The 15,383-nt window shown below is 69.1% G+C and carries 20 protein-coding genes; 9 read left to right on the forward strand and 11 right to left on the reverse strand.

Annotation, left to right across the window (positions count from 1 at the left end; genetic code table 11):
• Positions 1 to 7 precede the first annotated feature (7 nt).
• Positions 8 to 823: an AraC family transcriptional regulator gene (locus tag ABD331_RS28220; protein ID WP_344480803.1), complete on the reverse strand. Its 816-nt coding sequence runs from the start codon at positions 821 to 823 to the stop codon at positions 8 to 10.
• Positions 824 to 944: 121 nt separating this feature from the next.
• On the opposite strand from ABD331_RS28220, the gene ABD331_RS28225 reads away from it, so the two are divergent.
• Positions 945 to 1,610 (forward strand): alpha/beta fold hydrolase, encoded by a 666-nt coding sequence (locus ABD331_RS28225; RefSeq protein WP_344480806.1) that lies wholly within the window; start codon positions 945 to 947, stop codon positions 1,608 to 1,610.
• 158 nt (positions 1,611 to 1,768) lie between these two features.
• Here ABD331_RS28225 and ABD331_RS28230 read toward each other — a convergent pair whose 3' ends face one another.
• Complete coding sequence (locus ABD331_RS28230; protein WP_344480808.1) at positions 1,769 to 2,329, reverse strand: hypothetical protein; 561 nt, start codon at positions 2,327 to 2,329, stop codon at positions 1,769 to 1,771.
• A 142-nt stretch (positions 2,330 to 2,471) separates the two neighbouring features.
• Between ABD331_RS28230 and ABD331_RS28235 the strand changes: the two genes are divergently transcribed.
• Positions 2,472 to 3,812, forward strand: a complete 1,341-nt coding sequence (locus ABD331_RS28235) for a helix-turn-helix domain-containing protein (protein WP_344480810.1) — start codon at positions 2,472 to 2,474, stop codon at positions 3,810 to 3,812.
• A 17-nt stretch (positions 3,813 to 3,829) separates the two neighbouring features.
• Here the strand turns inward: ABD331_RS28235 and ABD331_RS28240 are convergent, their stop codons facing one another.
• The 3 genes from ABD331_RS28240 to ABD331_RS28250 form a co-directional block, all read right to left on the reverse strand.
• Complete coding sequence (locus ABD331_RS28240; RefSeq protein WP_344480813.1) at positions 3,830 to 4,345, reverse strand: hypothetical protein; 516 nt, start codon at positions 4,343 to 4,345, stop codon at positions 3,830 to 3,832.
• Positions 4,346 to 4,441: 96 nt separating this feature from the next.
• Positions 4,442 to 4,648 (reverse strand): DUF397 domain-containing protein, encoded by a 207-nt coding sequence (locus tag ABD331_RS28245; RefSeq protein ID WP_344480815.1) that lies wholly within the window; start codon positions 4,646 to 4,648, stop codon positions 4,442 to 4,444.
• Entirely contained in the window at positions 4,636 to 5,451 is an 816-nt protein-coding gene (locus ABD331_RS28250) for a helix-turn-helix domain-containing protein (RefSeq protein WP_344480817.1), read from the reverse strand. Before ABD331_RS28250 ends, ABD331_RS28245 begins: the two co-directional genes overlap by 13 nt.
• Positions 5,452 to 5,596: 145 nt before the next feature.
• On the opposite strand from ABD331_RS28250, the gene ABD331_RS28255 reads away from it, so the two are divergent.
• Positions 5,597 to 6,109 carry an ATP-binding protein gene (locus tag ABD331_RS28255; protein ID WP_344480819.1) on the forward strand — a complete coding sequence of 171 codons (513 nt, stop codon included), beginning with the start codon at positions 5,597 to 5,599 and terminating at the stop codon, positions 6,107 to 6,109.
• 462 nt (positions 6,110 to 6,571) lie between these two features.
• Here ABD331_RS28255 and ABD331_RS28260 read toward each other — a convergent pair whose 3' ends face one another.
• Genes ABD331_RS28260 through ABD331_RS28285 form a run of 6 tightly spaced genes read right to left on the reverse strand, consistent with a single transcriptional unit; the run spans position 6,572 to position 11,483 of the window.
• Positions 6,572 to 7,549 carry an amidohydrolase family protein gene (locus tag ABD331_RS28260; protein ID WP_344480822.1) on the reverse strand — a complete coding sequence of 326 codons (978 nt, stop codon included), beginning with the start codon at positions 7,547 to 7,549 and terminating at the stop codon, positions 6,572 to 6,574.
• Between the two features lie 2 nt (positions 7,550 to 7,551).
• Positions 7,552 to 8,094, reverse strand: a complete 543-nt coding sequence (locus ABD331_RS28265; protein WP_344480824.1) for a 3-hydroxyanthranilate 3,4-dioxygenase — start codon at positions 8,092 to 8,094, stop codon at positions 7,552 to 7,554.
• A complete protein-coding gene (locus tag ABD331_RS28270) occupies positions 8,091 to 8,519 on the reverse strand; it encodes a RidA family protein (RefSeq protein WP_344480826.1) in 429 nt (142 codons plus the stop codon). Before ABD331_RS28270 ends, ABD331_RS28265 begins: the two co-directional genes overlap by 4 nt.
• A complete protein-coding gene (locus tag ABD331_RS28275; protein ID WP_344480828.1) occupies positions 8,516 to 9,253 on the reverse strand; it encodes a 2-keto-4-pentenoate hydratase in 738 nt (245 codons plus the stop codon). The genes ABD331_RS28270 and ABD331_RS28275 overlap by 4 nt, the downstream gene beginning before the upstream one ends.
• Entirely contained in the window at positions 9,250 to 10,041 is a 792-nt protein-coding gene (locus ABD331_RS28280) for a 2-keto-4-pentenoate hydratase (protein WP_344480831.1), read from the reverse strand. Before ABD331_RS28280 ends, ABD331_RS28275 begins: the two co-directional genes overlap by 4 nt.
• Positions 10,042 to 10,049: 8 nt before the next feature.
• Positions 10,050 to 11,483 carry a 2-hydroxymuconic semialdehyde dehydrogenase gene (locus ABD331_RS28285; RefSeq protein ID WP_344480833.1) on the reverse strand — a complete coding sequence of 478 codons (1,434 nt, stop codon included), beginning with the start codon at positions 11,481 to 11,483 and terminating at the stop codon, positions 10,050 to 10,052.
• A 127-nt stretch (positions 11,484 to 11,610) separates the two neighbouring features.
• Here ABD331_RS28285 and ABD331_RS28290 point away from each other — a divergent pair, with 127 nt between their 5' ends.
• Genes ABD331_RS28290 through ABD331_RS28315 form a run of 6 tightly spaced genes read left to right on the forward strand, consistent with a single transcriptional unit; the run spans position 11,611 to position 15,370 of the window.
• A complete protein-coding gene (locus ABD331_RS28290; protein ID WP_344480835.1) occupies positions 11,611 to 12,582 on the forward strand; it encodes a LysR substrate-binding domain-containing protein in 972 nt (323 codons plus the stop codon).
• Between the two features lie 20 nt (positions 12,583 to 12,602).
• Positions 12,603 to 13,502 carry an LLM class flavin-dependent oxidoreductase gene (locus ABD331_RS28295; protein ID WP_344480836.1) on the forward strand — a complete coding sequence of 300 codons (900 nt, stop codon included), beginning with the start codon at positions 12,603 to 12,605 and terminating at the stop codon, positions 13,500 to 13,502.
• Between the two features lie 31 nt (positions 13,503 to 13,533).
• On the forward strand, positions 13,534 to 14,025 hold the full coding sequence (locus tag ABD331_RS28300; protein ID WP_344480839.1) for a cupin domain-containing protein: 492 nt from the start codon (positions 13,534 to 13,536) through the stop codon (positions 14,023 to 14,025).
• Positions 14,025 to 14,666 (forward strand): ArsR/SmtB family transcription factor, encoded by a 642-nt coding sequence (locus tag ABD331_RS28305; protein ID WP_344480840.1) that lies wholly within the window; start codon positions 14,025 to 14,027, stop codon positions 14,664 to 14,666. Before ABD331_RS28300 ends, ABD331_RS28305 begins: the two co-directional genes overlap by 1 nt.
• Before the next feature lie 48 nt (positions 14,667 to 14,714).
• A complete protein-coding gene (locus ABD331_RS28310) occupies positions 14,715 to 15,041 on the forward strand; it encodes a hypothetical protein (RefSeq protein WP_344480842.1) in 327 nt (108 codons plus the stop codon).
• Positions 15,042 to 15,055: 14 nt separating this feature from the next.
• Entirely contained in the window at positions 15,056 to 15,370 is a 315-nt protein-coding gene (locus ABD331_RS28315; protein ID WP_344480845.1) for a hypothetical protein, read from the forward strand.
• Positions 15,371 to 15,383: the final 13 nt, after the last annotated feature.

The following is a 15,383-nucleotide window of genomic DNA, read 5'->3' on the forward strand; positions in this document are numbered from 1 at the left end:
GGCTGGGTCACTCCCCCGGGATGCGAGACGCCCAGGCACCAGTCCGGCGATCGGTTCGGTATCGGCCCGGAGTCGTCCCGATGACGTTGGTGAACGCCGCGATGAAACTGCTCGGATTGGCCCACCCACAGGCATGAGCGGTCTGCGTGGTGTCGTGACCATCGGCGAGAAGCACCAGCGCATGATAAATACGCAACTGCGTGCGCCACTCATAAAAACTCATGCCAAGCTCATCGCGAAACAGACGGCTGAGAGTCCGAGTGCTGGCCCCAGTCCTCTTCCCGAGTTCGTCCAGCGTTGCGTTCTCCGCAGGATTTTCGTCCAACATCCTGGCGATTGCCCGCAGCCGGTCGTCCCGTGGCTCCGGCAGATGAAGCGGCTGCTCGTCTGCCTCGCGCAGTTCATCGACAAGCACCCGAAGCAACCGCCAGCGCGCGGAACGGCTGTAGGCAGACGCGGCGTCGTAGTTGCGGGGGCCGGTCAGGGCGAGCAGGACTTCGCGAGCGAGGTCGGAGGCCAGGAACACGGCGGGACGGTCGGGGATGAGCCGGGCGAGAGACGACGCGAGAAAGACGATCCGCATGTCGGTGTCGCCATGGGCGCGGTGTTGATGCGTGAACCCGGCGGGCGTCCAGGCAGCCCGGTTGGCGGGCACGATGGACGTGCCGCGCTCGGTGTGCACTGTCAGGACGCCGCTGGCCGCGTACACCAGATGTCCTCGTGCGTGCGTCTGAGCTGGGCTCGTCTCACCGGACGGCCAGAGGTGACGCCCGCCGGATGGCCATATGTGCGACATCTGGCGAGGTTGGCGGCGAAAGGGCATCACTTGGCATCTTATCGGTAGCAAGCCACCGCCACCCTGACGAGACTTGCCTGCACGCGAAGCGGTCTTCACTCAGGCGGAGTAGCCAACCAGACCGCTCGCGCGACTGAAGGAGGACCACATGGCGACGTTCGTCCTCGTGCCCGGCGGCTGGCACGGCGCTTGGTCGTTCGAGAAGGTGACCCCACTGCTGGAGCGTGCCGGACATGCCGTTCACGCCCTGACCCTGACCGGCCTGCGTCCGGACGACGACGAGGCGACGGTCGCGACCGCCAACCTCGACACGCACGCCGACGATGTACTGCGGCTCCTGGATCGTGCCCACCTCACCGATGCGACGCTGGTCGGCCACAGCTACGGCGGGATGGTGATCGCCGCCGCCGCCGATCGTGCCGGAGGCCGCATCTCGCGGCTGGTGCATCTCGACGCCTACGTGCCACGCGACGGCGAGTCGTGCTGGTCTTCGACGACCGAGCGTTACAGGGAGGTGTTCGCCGCCGGAGCAGCGAGCACCGGCTACGCCGTCCTCCCGCCGGACGGTGGCGATCCTCGGCGCCGCCCCCATCCCCTCGCCTCGTTCCTGCAGACGGTCCGGCTCACGGGCGCCCTCGCGCGGATCCCCCGGCGGGAGTTCGTCTACTGCTCGGGATGGGAGGACCGGACGCCTTTCGCCGACCTCCGCGCCCGGCTCGGGGCCGATCCCGACTGGCAGGTCCACGACCTCCCCACCGGGCACAACGCCATGCGCGAGGATCCTGAGGCAGTCGCCGCGCTGCTGCTCGGCTAACACGTCCCGAACGCGCAGCGCGCAGACGCGCAGACGCGCAGACGCGCAGACGCGCAGACGCGCAGACGCGCAGACGCGCAGACGACAAGCGTGCCACTGGGGTTGCCGTCCCGAGCGGTCACCATGACTCCACCGGCAGGCTCCGCAACCGCAGTACGTCACCCCTCCCACCGCTTGTCCCGCCGATGTCGCCGATCAAGGCGCTGCCAGATGCCGAGAGCCTGCCAGTAGGCGCCTCGCCCGGTCTCCAACCAGCCGTCCCGGCTCCACCGGGTCACGAAGTACTCACGCCCCTCGTGAACCAATTGGTACGCGTCGCAGCATGACGCCTCCACCACCCACATGCGGCGATCCCTCTTCGGGGCATACGGAGTCCACTCAGGTCGCACGTAACGCACGGACCTGGCAAGGCCATGGAGGATCACCACCTGCTCGGTCAGGTCCGCCATGAGGCTGATGGGATCCCCGCGCCTCAGCCGTACCAGCGCCCCGGCAGCCACCTCCTCCAGCGTGAGCTTCCAGGACGGCGCCGCCAGCCACCACGAGCCGCCCGCCACCCGCTCGTAGGAGATCGACCACTGAGGGAAGGTGTTGAGCAGCGCGGCGAGCTGCCGATCCCGCACATCGCCTGGGCCCCACGCCCTCATCTCGGCGGCTCGCTCGCCTGTGCGGAGGTCCTGTCTCATGTACGGGTCCGGATCGTCACTGCCGGGAATCATGCTCGTTCCTTCCGGATAAGCCAGTGTTCGCGTTTCAAGGAAAACGCAGTGCCATGGTGAAAGACTTCGAGGCGATTCCCAAGGGCGTAATTGCTGGAATGCGGTTTTCCAACAACCCCACCAACGAGGAGATGAAATTCGAGTGCCTCGCCGCCCCGACGCCGTCGATCCCGCCGCGTCCCCTTGGCACCTGCTGGGGGCCAAGCTCCGGCACTGGCGCGACGACGTCTGCGCGCTCAGCCAGCGGGACGCGGCGGCCAAGGCCTTGTGCGACCACGGCGACCTGTCCAAGTGGGAACGCGGTCTCACGCGCGTGCAACCGGACGTGGCAGCACGCCTGGACGCCCTGTACGGGGCCGACGGGCGGCTTATCGCACTTCACTCTGCGATGACCGAGTTGGACGACTACCGCACGGGTAAGGCTCCTATCCCGGACCTCTCATCTCATGACGAGGATGACGATATGGAACGGCGTGCCGTGATGCAGATCCTCGCCGCCATCGGTGCCGGGGCTGCGATCCCGCCGGAAAGCTGGGACGCATTGTTCTCCGGCGTTGAACGCACCATCGCGGAACGCGGTGACCTCGGGCTGGACGACTGGTCCGAGGTGGTCTGGGAGCATGACTTCGCCTACTACACCAACCCGCCAGGAACCGTCTTCCGGACGGTGGCGGCCGACTTCGCCGAGGTGTCCACCGTCCTGAACCGCACGTCGTCGGCCACCGCCCGCACCGGCCTCCTGAGAGTCAGCGCGCAACTCGCCGCCCTCATGGGCATGGAGCTGAGCGACGTCGGCGACCAGGGTTCCTCGCTGCGGACCTGGCGACTCGCCCGCCGCGCGGCCGACGCCACCGGTGATCGCGAGCTTCGTGTGTGGGTACGCGGGTGGGAGGCCGAGTACGGGTTCTGGTCCGGCCGACCGGCACCGGTCGTGGCGCGGCTGGCGGACGAGGCCGTGGGGATCGCCGCAGGGGTGCCGAGCCGGAGCTTGGCGGAGGCGCACATGGTGCGGGCGTTCCTGGCCGCGTCACAGGGCGACAAGGAGAACACTCACACCGCGCTGAACGACGTGCGGCGGACGTTCGACGCGCTCCCCAACTCCGTGGACAGCGAGCAGATCTCACCCCTCTGGTCATTCCGGGGATGGGCGCAGGCGTGGGCGCTGGCGTATCCGTACGCGCTCATCGGCGCGACGAAGGAGGCGATCGACGCGACCGATCAGGCCCGCGCACTCTGCCCGCCCTCCTTCCACGGCAACATGGCGAACCTGTCGCTCGTGCACGCGCTCACACAGACCCGGGCTCTCGACGTCGGCCCCGGTCTTCAGCAGGCCGTCGCCACCATGCGGGCGTGGCCGATCAGCACAGTCAGAAGCCGCATCGTCGGGCAACTGCTCGGAGGACTGCCGGAACAGAGCCGCGGGCTGGACTCAGCTCGCGAACTCCGCACCCTTGCGGCAGGCACATCCACGCATCGGGGTTGACGGCGGCAGCACCTCGTCTATTCATCCTTGCTGAGCTCTATCAGCACATAAGCATGCGATCCGTTCGCATTAGCCGTGAGCGCCTTGACTATTCTCAGATGCTGTTCCTCAGGAAACGACGCATTTAGGCTCGGCCGGCCGGCATGGAGGCGAGTTTTATCCCACTTGGCGGACGTCATATTGACGTGAACCAAGCCCCCATCGGTTTCTGTCCAGCCACGTTCTCGCAGCCGCTCACGCACGAAGTCCAACGCGAAAGGGAGGTCGGTCCCTCCGACGTCGACAATCATCAAATGATAGACCTGAGTGGTGTTCTCGTATAACAGCTCATTAGTGGTTCGGGCAATGACCGCGCCAACGGCGCTCACTTCCTTGACCACAGCCGGGTCGACCTCCAACCGGGTGTGAAACATCTGAACATCGCACCCGATAGAGCCCATGAGCGCACATAACGCGATGGCGCTTTGCGCTCCCCTCCAGGCCCTTCTCGCATCACGGCTGATCCGCATGGCCAGCACCCCTTCCAGACTCATCGCGGCAATTCGATGTCGCCGCTGCGCGATGCCTTGGTGACAGGCAGGCGGAAGTCGCCGTAGCCGCCCTACGGCAACCACGGCCGGTCGGCGTCGTCACATGTCGAACTCGCCTCGGCTGGCGCCCTGCAAGAACGCCCGCCATTCACCAGGGGTGAAAATCAGCGCGGGCCCCTCCGGATTCTTGCTGTCCCGAACAGCAACGATGCCGGGCAGGTTGGTGGCGACTTCCACGCACTGTCCGTTGTCGCCACTGTCAGTGGCCTTGCGCCACTCGGCTTCGTCGAGGTTTACCTGGTCCATTTTTCGATCGCATCCTCTATCGCCTGCTGCGTAACAATTTTCGGCTGTGCATCCGCCCTGATGCTGTCATATCTCTGCTTGAGCTGTGCGACGGCGTCGTGGTCCGCAGTCACCTGGCCGGAGAGAACCGAGTCGACGGAGACAACTTCCGAGCCGTCTCGCAGCCGCGCCAAGGCGAATGCGCTCATCATGCCAGGAACACAACCAGCCGCGATAGGAACCAGCTGGACAGTGATCCGTGGATGCCGGGTCAGCTCGAGCAGGTAACGCAGTTGAGCCGCCAGGACGTCAGCGGTGCCCACCGGGCGATGCAGTACGCCTTCGTCGATGAGAGCGAGGAAGGTCGGCGGGCATGCGCTGTCAAAGACTGAGAGCCGCCGGATACGGGCTTCAACCCGTTCTTCCACACGGTCGAGGTCGGAGCTGGTTTGAAAAACCGCGCGGGCGTAGTCGGAGGTTTGCAGAATCCCTGGAATCAGCAGCGGATCCCACGATTGCAGGATGACCGCGCGAGGTTCGATCTCTTCCACCCAGCGGGCGAACCAGCCGAGCGTGGGCGACTGGGTGATTTTCGTGAACAGGGCAACGAAGTGTCCGTCAAGGCCGAAGGTTTTATCGGCTTCCTCTGCGATATCGAGGGTGGGAGCGCGCCGGCCGGTCTCGATGTGACTGATGAGCGACTCATGACAGCGCATGCGCAGCGCCAGCGCGGCCTGCGTCATTCTTGCCGATTTGCGATATTCTGTCAGATTATGCGCAAAGCGGGCACGAGGTGATATCGAATCGCCGGGGGTTGCCTGCATGACATCTCCGCAATTGCGAGCCAGGGGGAGATACTCCTTCGCCACGGTACTACGACGTCGAAACGACGATCAATACACAGGTCGCGTATTTCATTGTCGGTCAGATTTCACGAGGTTGACGCATGCGCGCGCAGGGCGAGCGTCCATGCTGAGAGCCAACACGTTCGATCACGACAGCGTACGTGTAGCAGAAAACAATCATGGAGGAATCGGTGATTTCATGTCAGTACAGGCCTTTTCCACATCAATGCCGGACGTCGCCCGCTGGCAAGGCACAACGCTGCAGCGAAGCAATGAGACACCGTGCCAGGCCAGGCGAACGCTGCAGCTATGGCTAGCCGATGTCGACCCTGATCTGCGCTTCAACGCGGTGCTGGTCGCCTGCGAACTGGTGACGAATGTCATCAGGCATGTCCCTGCCGGGGATCAGCGCAACTGGGTCGAAGTCCGGCTCGGCACTGCCGACGATTTCATCCGGCTGAAAGTGATCGATCCAGGAACGACGTATCGCGAGCCTCGCCTGGAGCCGCTGGACCCAGGCTCGATGAGGCAATCCGGCCGGGGCCTGAGCTTGGTGGCGAGCTTGGCGATTCGCTGCGGCACCCATCTCACCGACTGTGGCCACCGCGTGGTCTGGGCAGACCTGCCATGGTCCTGATCTCAGAACGCCAGTACATCGGCTGTGCCCCGGAGCCGGCGACGAAGGCGCCGCCGTGCAGGAACGTCAGCACCGGTCGCCGGTCGTCGCAGGACCGCGTTCAGACGCTCAGGAAGAGGCAGTCCTCATCACTGGAGTCCGGATCGAGCTCCAGGCTTGACACCCAGGCCATCCGGCCCGGCCGCTGGGGGGCGTGCGGGCCGGATGTCCAGGCGTCCCGTTCGCTCCGCCAGGGCAGGGCGGGGTGAACCTGTGCGCGGGGGCCGCGTAGCGGAACCCCTTGAACACGCTCACCCCGCCGGAGCGGGTACCGCGCGGGACGCCCCGACGTGTGTGCGCCAGGCTCATGACCGCGACCCGACAAGGGCGGCGCGGAGGACGCCCAAGCAAATCCCCGCCAGGCTCACGGCCGCAACCCGAGAAGCGCCACGCGCACGACGCCCAAGCATGTGCCCGCCAGGCTCACGACCGCAGTCCGAGGAAGGCGGCGGCGTTGCCGCCCATGATGGCGGCCCGCGCGTCCTCGTCCAGTTCCGGGCAGGCCGCGACCACCGATCCGGGCTCCTGCTCCCCCAGCGGGAACGGAAAGTCGGTCCCCAGCATGACGCGTTCGGCGCCCATCACCTCGACGAGCAGCCGCAGGGCGCGCGGGTCGAACACGGCCGAGTCGACGTGGAACCGGTCGGTGTACGCCGACGGCGGCCGGGGCGAGTCGGCGCGGACGATGTCGCGCCGGTGCCAGGCGTTGTCGGCCCGTCCGAGCAGGTAGGCGAAGCTGCCGCCGCCGTGGCAGAAGCACAGCCGCAACGATCGCGGCAGCGTCTCGAAGGCGCCGGAGAGCATCAGGGTCAGGATGCTGAGCTGTGTCTCGGCCGCCATGCCCACCAGCCACGGCAGCATGTGACCGGGCATGCGGTCGGCGCCGAGCATGTCCCAGGGGTGCACGAGCACCGGCATGTCCTCGTGCGCGCAGTGCTCCAGGAACAGCAGGATGTCGCGGTCGTCGAGGTTGCGCGCGCCGACGTGGTTGCCGAGGTGCACGCCCCGGTGGCCGGCGGCCTTGGCCTCCGTGACCGTCTTGACGGCCAGGTCCACGTCCTGCAGCGGCACCTGGCACAGCGGGATGAGCCGCTCGGGCGCCTGGGCGCAATGGGCGAGGACCCGTTCGTTCACCATCGCGCACCACTCGGCCGCGCGCGCGCCGTCGGCCGCGTAGCCGAACAGCAGTGGTGTGGAGGAGACGACCTGGACGTCCACGCCGGTTCTGTCCATGGCCGCCAGGCGCGCCCCGGCGTCCCACAGCTCCGGCGTGACCGGCCGGTAGTCGTCCTCGCCGCTCATCATCATGCCGTCGCGCAGCCAGGGCTCGCCCGCGCCGGCCAGCATCCGGGCCTCGGCCCGCGAGATTTTGGGGAAGACGTGCGCGTGCACGTCGATCACCGTCACTGAACCGCCGGCCGCAGGTGCTCCGGCCAGTCCTTGCCGGGGTGCTCGGCTCCGCAGTGCGGGCAGGTGCGCTCGCTGTCGTAGAAGGCGTTGAAGATCGGCGGCAGGTCGTCCACGATCGACTTCACCTGCACCTCGGCGCGGTGGACCAGGCGGTGGCAGTTGACGCAGTACCACTCGAAGGCGTCCAGGTGGCCTTCAGGGCGGGCGTACTCCACGACCAGGCCGATCGAGCCGGGGACGGGCCGCTGCGGCGAGTGCCGCACGTGCGGCGGCAGCAGGAAGACGTCGCCCTCCCTGATCTGGACGTCCACGGGCGGCTTGCCCTCCTGCTCCATGACCCGCAGCACCATGTCGCCCTTGAGCTGGTAGAAGAACTCCTCGATGGGGTCGTCGTGGAAGTCGGTGCGCTGGTTGGGCCCGCCGACGATGGTGACCATGAGGTCGGCGTCCGCCCAGATCTGCACGTTGCCGACGGGCGGCTTCAGCAGGTCCCGGTGCTCGTCGATCCACTGGTGGAGGTTGAAGGGCGGCCTCATCGGTCCTGGCTCCTTTGCGGTAGGTGGGCGATGCAGGAGATCTCAATGAGCAGGTGGGGGTGCGGCAACTGGTGGACGGCGACGGTCGTGCGGGCGGGGCCGCTCTCGTCGAAGTACTCGCCGTAGACCTCGTTGTAGCCGCCGAAGTCGTTCATGTTGACCAGGTACGTGGTCAGGCTGACCGCGTCGCCGAGCCCGCCTCCTGCCGCGGCGAGCAGGTCGGCGATGTTCTCGATCACCGCTCTGGTCTGTGCGCGGATGTCCAGGTCCGGCGTGCCCATCTCGTCCACGACGGCTCCCACGAAGGAGCCGTCGGGGCGGCGGGAGCTCGTACCGGACACGAACACGAACTCGCCCGCCCGCTTGACGTGCGGAAACCTGCCACGGGGGCGGGCCTTGCCGGGCACCAGCAGCGCGTCGCTCATCGGGTCGTCACCTCCACGTGGCCGAGACCGGCGGCGCGGACGCGGACGTGCGCGCGGGCGGGCAGCGGGACGGCGGCCGTGGCCGCTCCCGCCAGCACGACCCAGCCGGGCTGGAGCTCGAAGCCGCCGGCGTGCGCCAGCCTGGCCGCCGCGGTCAGCGACCGCACCGGATCGCCGAGGATGGACGCGGACGAGCCGCTCGCCACCGGCCGGCCGTCGATCTCCATGACCAGGCCGAGGTTGCCGACGTCCCTGGGACGATGCCACGGGCCGAGCCCGAAGCCGCTCGCCGAGGCGTTGTCCGCGATGACGTCCGGCAGGGTGAAGCTGAAGTCCTGGTAGCGCGAGTCCAGCACCTCGTAGCCGACGGCGACGGCGCCCACGGCGGCGATCGCGTCGGCCGGCGTCCGCACCGGCCGCTCGATCAGGAAGGCGATCTCGGGCTCGATCCGCGGGTGGATCAGGCCGCTCAGGTCGAGGTCCGACTCGATGAGCATGGCGTCGGTGAGCACGCCCCAGATGACGTCGTCGACGCCCATCTGCACCATCTTGGCGCGGCTGGTGAAGCCCATCTTGACGCCGATGACGCGCTCGCCGCGGGCCAGCCGCCGCTCGATCACGGCTCGCTGCACCTCGTACGCGGCCGGCACGCCGAGGTCGGTCGTGGTGGTCAGCCGGGGGATGGCCCGCCCGTTCAGCGTGGCCTCGTCCAGGCGTTCCGCTAGCGCCTTCACTGGTCCTCCTCATCGGTGGCGAAGGCCACGCGGACATCGCCGAGCCCGTCGATCCGGGCTTCCAGCACGTCGCCGGGACGTACCGGGACGACCGGGCCGAGCGCGCCGGTCAGCACGGTGTCGCCGGCGCGCAGCGGCCGTCCCAGCGCGGCGAGCGTGTCGGCCAGCCACACCGCGGCGTGCAGAGGGTGGCCGAGGCAGGCCGTCCCGACGCCGGTCGACACCTGCTCGCCGCGCCGCTCGACGACCATTCCGGCCAGCCGCAGGTCGACGTCGCGCAGGGAGACCGGACGGGTGCCGAGCACGTACACGCCGGCGGAGGCGTTGTCGGCGACGGTGTCGGCCAGGGTGATGTCCCAGTCGCGGATGCGGCTGCCGACCACCTCGACGGCGGGCAGCGCGAACGCGGTGGCGCCGATCACGTCGGCGACCGTGTGCCGTTCGTGCGGCAGGTCGCGGTCGAGCACGAGCGCGACCTCCGCCTCGGCGCGCGGCTGCAGCACCAGGCCGGCGGGGATCTCCTCGCCGTCCGGCACCGCCATGTCGGCGAAGAGCGCGCCGAAGTCCGGCGAGCCGACGCCGAGTTGCCGCTGCACGGCTTTGCTGGTCAGCCCGATCTTGCGGCCGGTCAGCCGTCTGCCCTCGCTCAGCCAGCGCTCGGTCAGCAGGCTCTGCACGGCGTAGGCGGCCTCGACGCCGTCGATCAGGTCGCGGACCGGCTCGCAGGGGTGGCCGGAGTCGTAGGCCTCCAGCAGCCGGGTGGCTGCTCCCTGAACCTCTGGAGTCACTCGGGTCCTCATATCTTGACGCACACGTTGACGGGTTCTGAGAAGAAGTCGAGGGAGTGTTCGCCGCCTTCGCGGCCGATGCCGGAGGCCTTGACCCCGCCGAACGGGGTGCGCAGGTCGCGCAGGTTCCAGCAGTTCACCCAGACGATCCCGGCCTCGATCCTGGGCGCCACGCGGTGGGCGCGCGACAGGTCGTCGGTCCAGACCGTGGCGGCCAGCCCGTAGGGGCTGTCGTTGGCCAGCCGGATCGCCTCGTCCTCCTCGTCGAACGGCGCGACGTGGCAGATGGGGCCGAAGATCTCCTCGCGGACCGTGCGGGCCGTCTGCGGCAGGCCGGTGATGACGGTGGGCTCGACGTAGTAGCCGCCGTCGCGGGCGTCGCCGAACACGGGGACGCCGCCGCCCGCCAGTACCGTCGCGCCCTCCTCGGCCGCCAGGCGGTAGTAGGACAGCACCTTGTCGCGGTGGGCGGCCGAGATCATCGGCCCGTAGCCGTCGAGGCGGCGGGCCCGCTCGGCCAGCGCTTCGACGAAGGCGCCGAAGACGGGCCGCTGCACGTAGACCCGCTCGGTGCACAGGCAGATCTGGCCGGAGTGGGTGAAGCTGGAGCGCAGCGTGCCCTCGACGGCCTGCTCCAGGTCCGCGTCGGCGAAGACGAGAGCGGCGTTCTTGCCGCCCAGTTCGAACGAGAGCGGCGTGACGTGCGCGGCGGCGTTGCGCATGATGGCGCTGCCGGTGGCCGAGGCGCCGGTGAAGGCGATCGCGTCCACGCCGGGGTGCGCGGTCAGGTGCTCGCCTGCCGCGTTCGCGCCGTGACCGTGGACGAGGTTGAACGCGCCCGGCGGCAGGCCCGCCGCGTCGATCACCTCGGCCAGCAGGGTCGCCGTGGACGGGGTCTCCTCCGACGGCTTCGCCACGACGGCGTTGCCCGCCGCGAGCGCCGGCGCGACCTTCCAGGTGAGCAGCAGCAGCGGCAGGTTCCACGGGGAGATGACGGCCACGACGCCCAGCGGGCGGCGCACGGTGTAGCTGAGCGCCTGGCCGCTGCCGCTCCACGGCGGGACGGTCATGGGGTAGGCCTGCCCTGAACGGCCGTAGGTGAGGTCGGCGTAGGCGCGGAAGTTGCCGATCGCGCGGGGGATGTCCACCGTGGCGGCCAGCTCACGCGGCTTGCCGGTGTCGGCGACCTCGGCCGCGACGAACTCCTCGAACCTGGCCTCGATGCCGTCGGCGACGCGCCGCAGGTAGACGCAGCGCTCCTCGGCGTCGACCCGCCCCCAGGCGCCCTCGAAGGCGGATCTGGCGGCGCGTACGGCCTCGTCCACGGTCTCACGCGAGGCTTCGGGCACCGTGCGGAGTTCGCGGCCGTCGATGGGTGAACGCAGGGGGAACGACGTCCCTGCGACCGTGAAGGCGCCGTTGATGTAGTGCGCGGGCTTCATGGACGCCATTGTGCTGAGAGCCAGGGATAACAGTCCAATACCTGATATGCCCCCAGGTATATTGATCTGGTTATACCTGTAGATATAGCCAAAGAGGCAGAGATGTCGGAGTAGATATATTGATCCGGTGATAACTCGCTCGCTGGATCTGCTGAGCGGCCGGCTCAAGCTCCGGCACCTCGTGCTCGTCACCTCCATCGCCGACCACGGCAGCGTCCTGCGCGCCGCCGAGCAGTTGCGTCTCGCGCAGCCCGCCGTCACGCGCGGGCTGCGCGAGCTGGAGGAGATCCTCGGGGTGGAGCTGTTCGTCCGGGGGCCGCGCGGCGTCACCCCCACCCTGTTCGGCGAGGCGTTCATCGGCCACGCCCGCGCCGTGCAGGCCGAGCTGCGCAGAGCCGGTGAGCACATCGCGGGGCTCGCCGACGGCGACGCGGGCACCGTCACCGTCGGCACCCTGCTGACGGCCACGAACGTGTTGCTGCCCCGCTCCATCGCCGCGCTCAAGGCCGACCGGCCGGGGATCACCGTGATCGTCAAAGAGGGCACGTTCGACTCGCTCGCGCCCCAGCTCAGCGGCGGCGACCTCGATCTCGTCGTCGGCCGGCTCAACCCCATCGACGACCGCTCCGGGCTGCGCCAGATACCGCTCTACAACGAGCCCGTACGGCTGGTGGCCCGCGCCGGCCATCCGGCCGGGCAGGCGCGCACGCTGGCCGATCTGCTCGGCTTCCCGTGGATACTCCCGCTGGAGCAGACCTCGCTGCGTCAGGAGCTGGAGCAGGTGTTCCAGCAGGACGGCCTGCCGCTGCCGGGCGACCGGACGGAATGCACGTCCATGCTCACGATCCGCTCACTGCTCGTCGCCACCGACATGATCGCCGCGTTGCCCGCGCTGTTCGTCAGGAACGACGACCAGCTCGCCGAGCTGCCGGTCCCCTTGCCGTCGGTACGCCGTTCGGTGGGCGTGACGTTGCCCGTCTCCCGCGCGCTGACCCCCGCGGGCCAGGCCATGCTGTCCTGCCTGCGGCAACAGGCTCAGCACCTGGACGACGCCCCCGCCGGCGAACTCGGGCCCCCGGACGCCGCCGAGGACTCGTGACGATGGGTATGCGGTGAAGCATGACGAACACCACGACGGCCCGCTTCGCCGTCTCCCTCCCCCAGCAGATCTCCGACGGCGCGTTCGACCCGGCCGCGTTCCGCGCCTACCTGCGCCGCGCCGAGGACCTCGGCTTCCACAGCGCCTGGACGCGCGAGGGCACGCTCAACCCCGTCCCCACCCTCGGCCCGACCGAGGTCATGACGTACGCGGCGGCCTGCACCGAGCGGCTGCGCCTCGGCTGCGCCGTCTACGTCAGCGTCGTGCACAGCCCGCTGCACCTGGCCAAGAGCCTCAGCACCCTCGACCAGCTCAGCCGGGGACGCCTGGAGGTGGGGTTCGGGCTGGGCTCCCGGGACCTGCTCGCGCCCTTCGGCGTCTCTCCCGAGGGGTTCGTGACGCGCTTCACCGAGGGCATCGAGCTGATGAAGGCGTGCTGGAGCGAGCCGAAGGTGGCCTTCCACGGGCGGTTCTTCGAGGTGGAGGCGGCCATGGAGCCGAAGGCGTACCAGAAGCCGCATCCGCCGGTCTGGCTGGGCGGGCACCAGCCCGCCGCGATCAGGCGGGCGGTCCGGCACGGCGACGGGTTCATCGGCGCGGGCGGGGCCACCACGGCCGCGTTCGCCGAGCAGGTGCGCACGGTCAGAGCGGAGCTGGAGCAGGCCGGGCGCGATCCGGCGAGCTTCCGGGTCGCGAAGCGCGTGTACGTCTCGGTGGGTGCGGAGGCGAGGCTCGAAGGGCCGCTGTCCCGTATGTACGGGAATGCGGACATGCTGGTCAGCGGGCCGCCCGACGCGTGCGCGCAGGGGCTGGACGAGGTGCTGCGGGCGGGCGCGGACCTGGTGCTGCTGGACGCGATGTCCGACGAAGCGGAACAGCTCGAACGGCTGGCGGCGGAGGTGCTCCCTTCGCTATTCTAAAGTTCCTTAGAAAGCTGGAGGAACTGAGAGCATGTCCTACCCCGAGCCCCGCTACTTCGCCGAGGAAGGCGAGCACAGCGGCACCTTCGCCCTGGCCGACCGTGCCCCCGACCTGAAGATCGGCACCAACACCGAGGTCCACTACCTGGCGACCGGCGGTTCCACCGGCGGCGCCTACGGGCTCTACCGCTGGGAGATGGGCCCGAAGCCGGGCGGGCCCGGTGCCCATTTCCACCGCACCATGACGGAGTCGTTCTACGTCCTGTCCGGCGCCATCAGGCTCTTCAACGGCGAGAAGTGGGCGGAGGGCAAGCCGGGCGACTTCCTGTTCGTGCCCGAGGGCGGGGTGCACGCCTTCCGCAACGAGTCGGGCGAGCCGGCCACGATGCTGATCCTGTTCACGCCGGGCGCGCCGCGGGAGTCGTACTTCGAGGAGCTCGCCGCGATCGTCGAGAGCGGCAGGCAGCTCAGCCCTGAGGAGTGGACCGACGTGTACCTGCGCCACGACCAGTACATGGTCTGATGTTCCCGGAGGAGCCGATCTACGCGCAGCTCGCCCGCGTCGGCAAGGCGCTGGCCAGCCCCGTGCGGCTGCGACTGCTGGACGTGCTCGACCAGCGCGAGCGCACCGTGGAGGAGCTGGCGCGGGCGGCCGGGATTCCGCTCAAGAACACCTCCGCCCAGCTTCAGCAGCTCCGCGCCGCGCAGCTCGTGACGAGCAGGCGGGAGGGCACGCACGTCTACTACCGGCTGGCCGACGAGGGGGTGTCGCGGTTCCTCGGGGAGTTCCAGGCGTTCGCGGACGGGCGGCTGGCCGATCTGCGTGAGGCCGTGCGCGCAAGGCTGGGGAGCCTCGAAGGGGTGACGGCCGAGGAGCTGGCCGCGCGGCTGGAGGACCCCGGCACGGTCGTGGTGGACGTGCGCCCGGCGGCCGACTACGCGGCCGGCCACGTGCCGGGGGCGATCTCGGTGCCCGTCAAGGAGCTGCTGAGCCGGTTGGGCGAGCTGCCGGCCGAGGCCGAGATCGTGGCGTACTGCGGCGGGCCGTACTGCGTGGTGTCTCCCGAGGCGGTGCGGCTGCTGCGCGAGCACGGGTACGACGCCCGGCCGCTGGACGGCGGTTATCTCGGCTGGCGACGCACCGGAAAACGATTGGCACGTTGAGTGATCGCGGCCTTACCGTGAGCAATGGAACTCATGGAAGGAGGCATGGTGCGGCACATTCGACGAGCCACCACGGCCGGCCTGCTCACGCTCCTGGCGCTGAGCGGCCTGCTCCCCGCCGGAGCCACACAGGCGCAGGCCAGGCGTCTGTACGACTTCGGCGCCCAAGGCGTGATCATCTGGAGTGAGCCCAGGTCCGGGTCGGGCCGCAACGGGCTCGGCTACGCGGGCCAGGGCTTCGAGTCCGACCGGTCGGAGGAGCACGGGCTCTACCGCTGCGACAACTTCGAGAGCACCCTGTGGCACCACGGCACGAACGCGACCACCGGCATCGTCGGCTGGGTCCCCGCCTGCAACCTCGCCGACCCCGACTGACGGAGACACCGCCGATGATCCGCCACACCGCCGCCCTCGCCGCCGGCATCACCCTCGCCCTCACCGGCACCGCCCACGCGGCCGGTGAGAACGCGCTGCCTCCGATCCTCACCCCCACCTACACCTGCGACTCCGTCCGCGGCGACCCCGGCCGCACGGTGCTGTTCGGCGGCTGCGCGGCCTCGCTGGGCGCCGTGACCAACGGCGACTTCACCGGCGAGGCGTTCGGGGTCGCCCGCGACGTCGCGCTGAGGATCAAGTGCACGGGCGGCGGCACGGCCGACGTCCCCGGCGAGGTCGCCCTCCAGGACTGCGTCAGGGCCGGCTGACCACCCCATCGGA

This window comes from Nonomuraea monospora, assembly GCF_039531895.1.
GTDB classification, from domain to species: Bacteria; Actinomycetota; Actinomycetes; order Streptosporangiales; family Streptosporangiaceae; genus Nonomuraea; species Nonomuraea monospora.

Excerpts from the sequence above, each read along its gene's own strand:
- ABD331_RS28305 (WP_344480840.1), top strand. The coding sequence starts at position 14,025 with ATGTTCCCGGAGGAGCCGATCTACGCGCAGCTCGCCCGCGTCGGCAAG.
- ABD331_RS28245 (WP_344480815.1), bottom strand. The coding sequence starts at position 4,648 with ATGGACCAGGTAAACCTCGACGAAGCCGAGTGGCGCAAGGCCACTGAC.
- ABD331_RS28255 (WP_344480819.1), top strand. The coding sequence starts at position 5,597 with ATGCTGAGAGCCAACACGTTCGATCACGACAGCGTACGTGTAGCAGAA.
- ABD331_RS28265 (WP_344480824.1), bottom strand. The coding sequence starts at position 8,094 with ATGAGGCCGCCCTTCAACCTCCACCAGTGGATCGACGAGCACCGGGAC.
- ABD331_RS28315 (WP_344480845.1), top strand. The coding sequence starts at position 15,056 with ATGATCCGCCACACCGCCGCCCTCGCCGCCGGCATCACCCTCGCCCTC.
- ABD331_RS28220 (WP_344480803.1), bottom strand. The coding sequence starts at position 823 with ATGCCCTTTCGCCGCCAACCTCGCCAGATGTCGCACATATGGCCATCC.
- ABD331_RS28300 (WP_344480839.1), top strand. The coding sequence starts at position 13,534 with ATGTCCTACCCCGAGCCCCGCTACTTCGCCGAGGAAGGCGAGCACAGC.
- ABD331_RS28270 (WP_344480826.1), bottom strand. The coding sequence starts at position 8,519 with ATGAGCGACGCGCTGCTGGTGCCCGGCAAGGCCCGCCCCCGTGGCAGG.
- ABD331_RS28295 (WP_344480836.1), top strand. The coding sequence starts at position 12,603 with ATGACGAACACCACGACGGCCCGCTTCGCCGTCTCCCTCCCCCAGCAG.
- ABD331_RS28240 (WP_344480813.1), bottom strand. The coding sequence starts at position 4,345 with ATGAGTCTGGAAGGGGTGCTGGCCATGCGGATCAGCCGTGATGCGAGA.
- ABD331_RS28285 (WP_344480833.1), bottom strand. The coding sequence starts at position 11,483 with ATGAAGCCCGCGCACTACATCAACGGCGCCTTCACGGTCGCAGGGACG.
- ABD331_RS28250 (WP_344480817.1), bottom strand. The coding sequence starts at position 5,451 with ATGCAGGCAACCCCCGGCGATTCGATATCACCTCGTGCCCGCTTTGCG.
- ABD331_RS28225 (WP_344480806.1), top strand. The coding sequence starts at position 945 with ATGGCGACGTTCGTCCTCGTGCCCGGCGGCTGGCACGGCGCTTGGTCG.
- ABD331_RS28230 (WP_344480808.1), bottom strand. The coding sequence starts at position 2,329 with ATGATTCCCGGCAGTGACGATCCGGACCCGTACATGAGACAGGACCTC.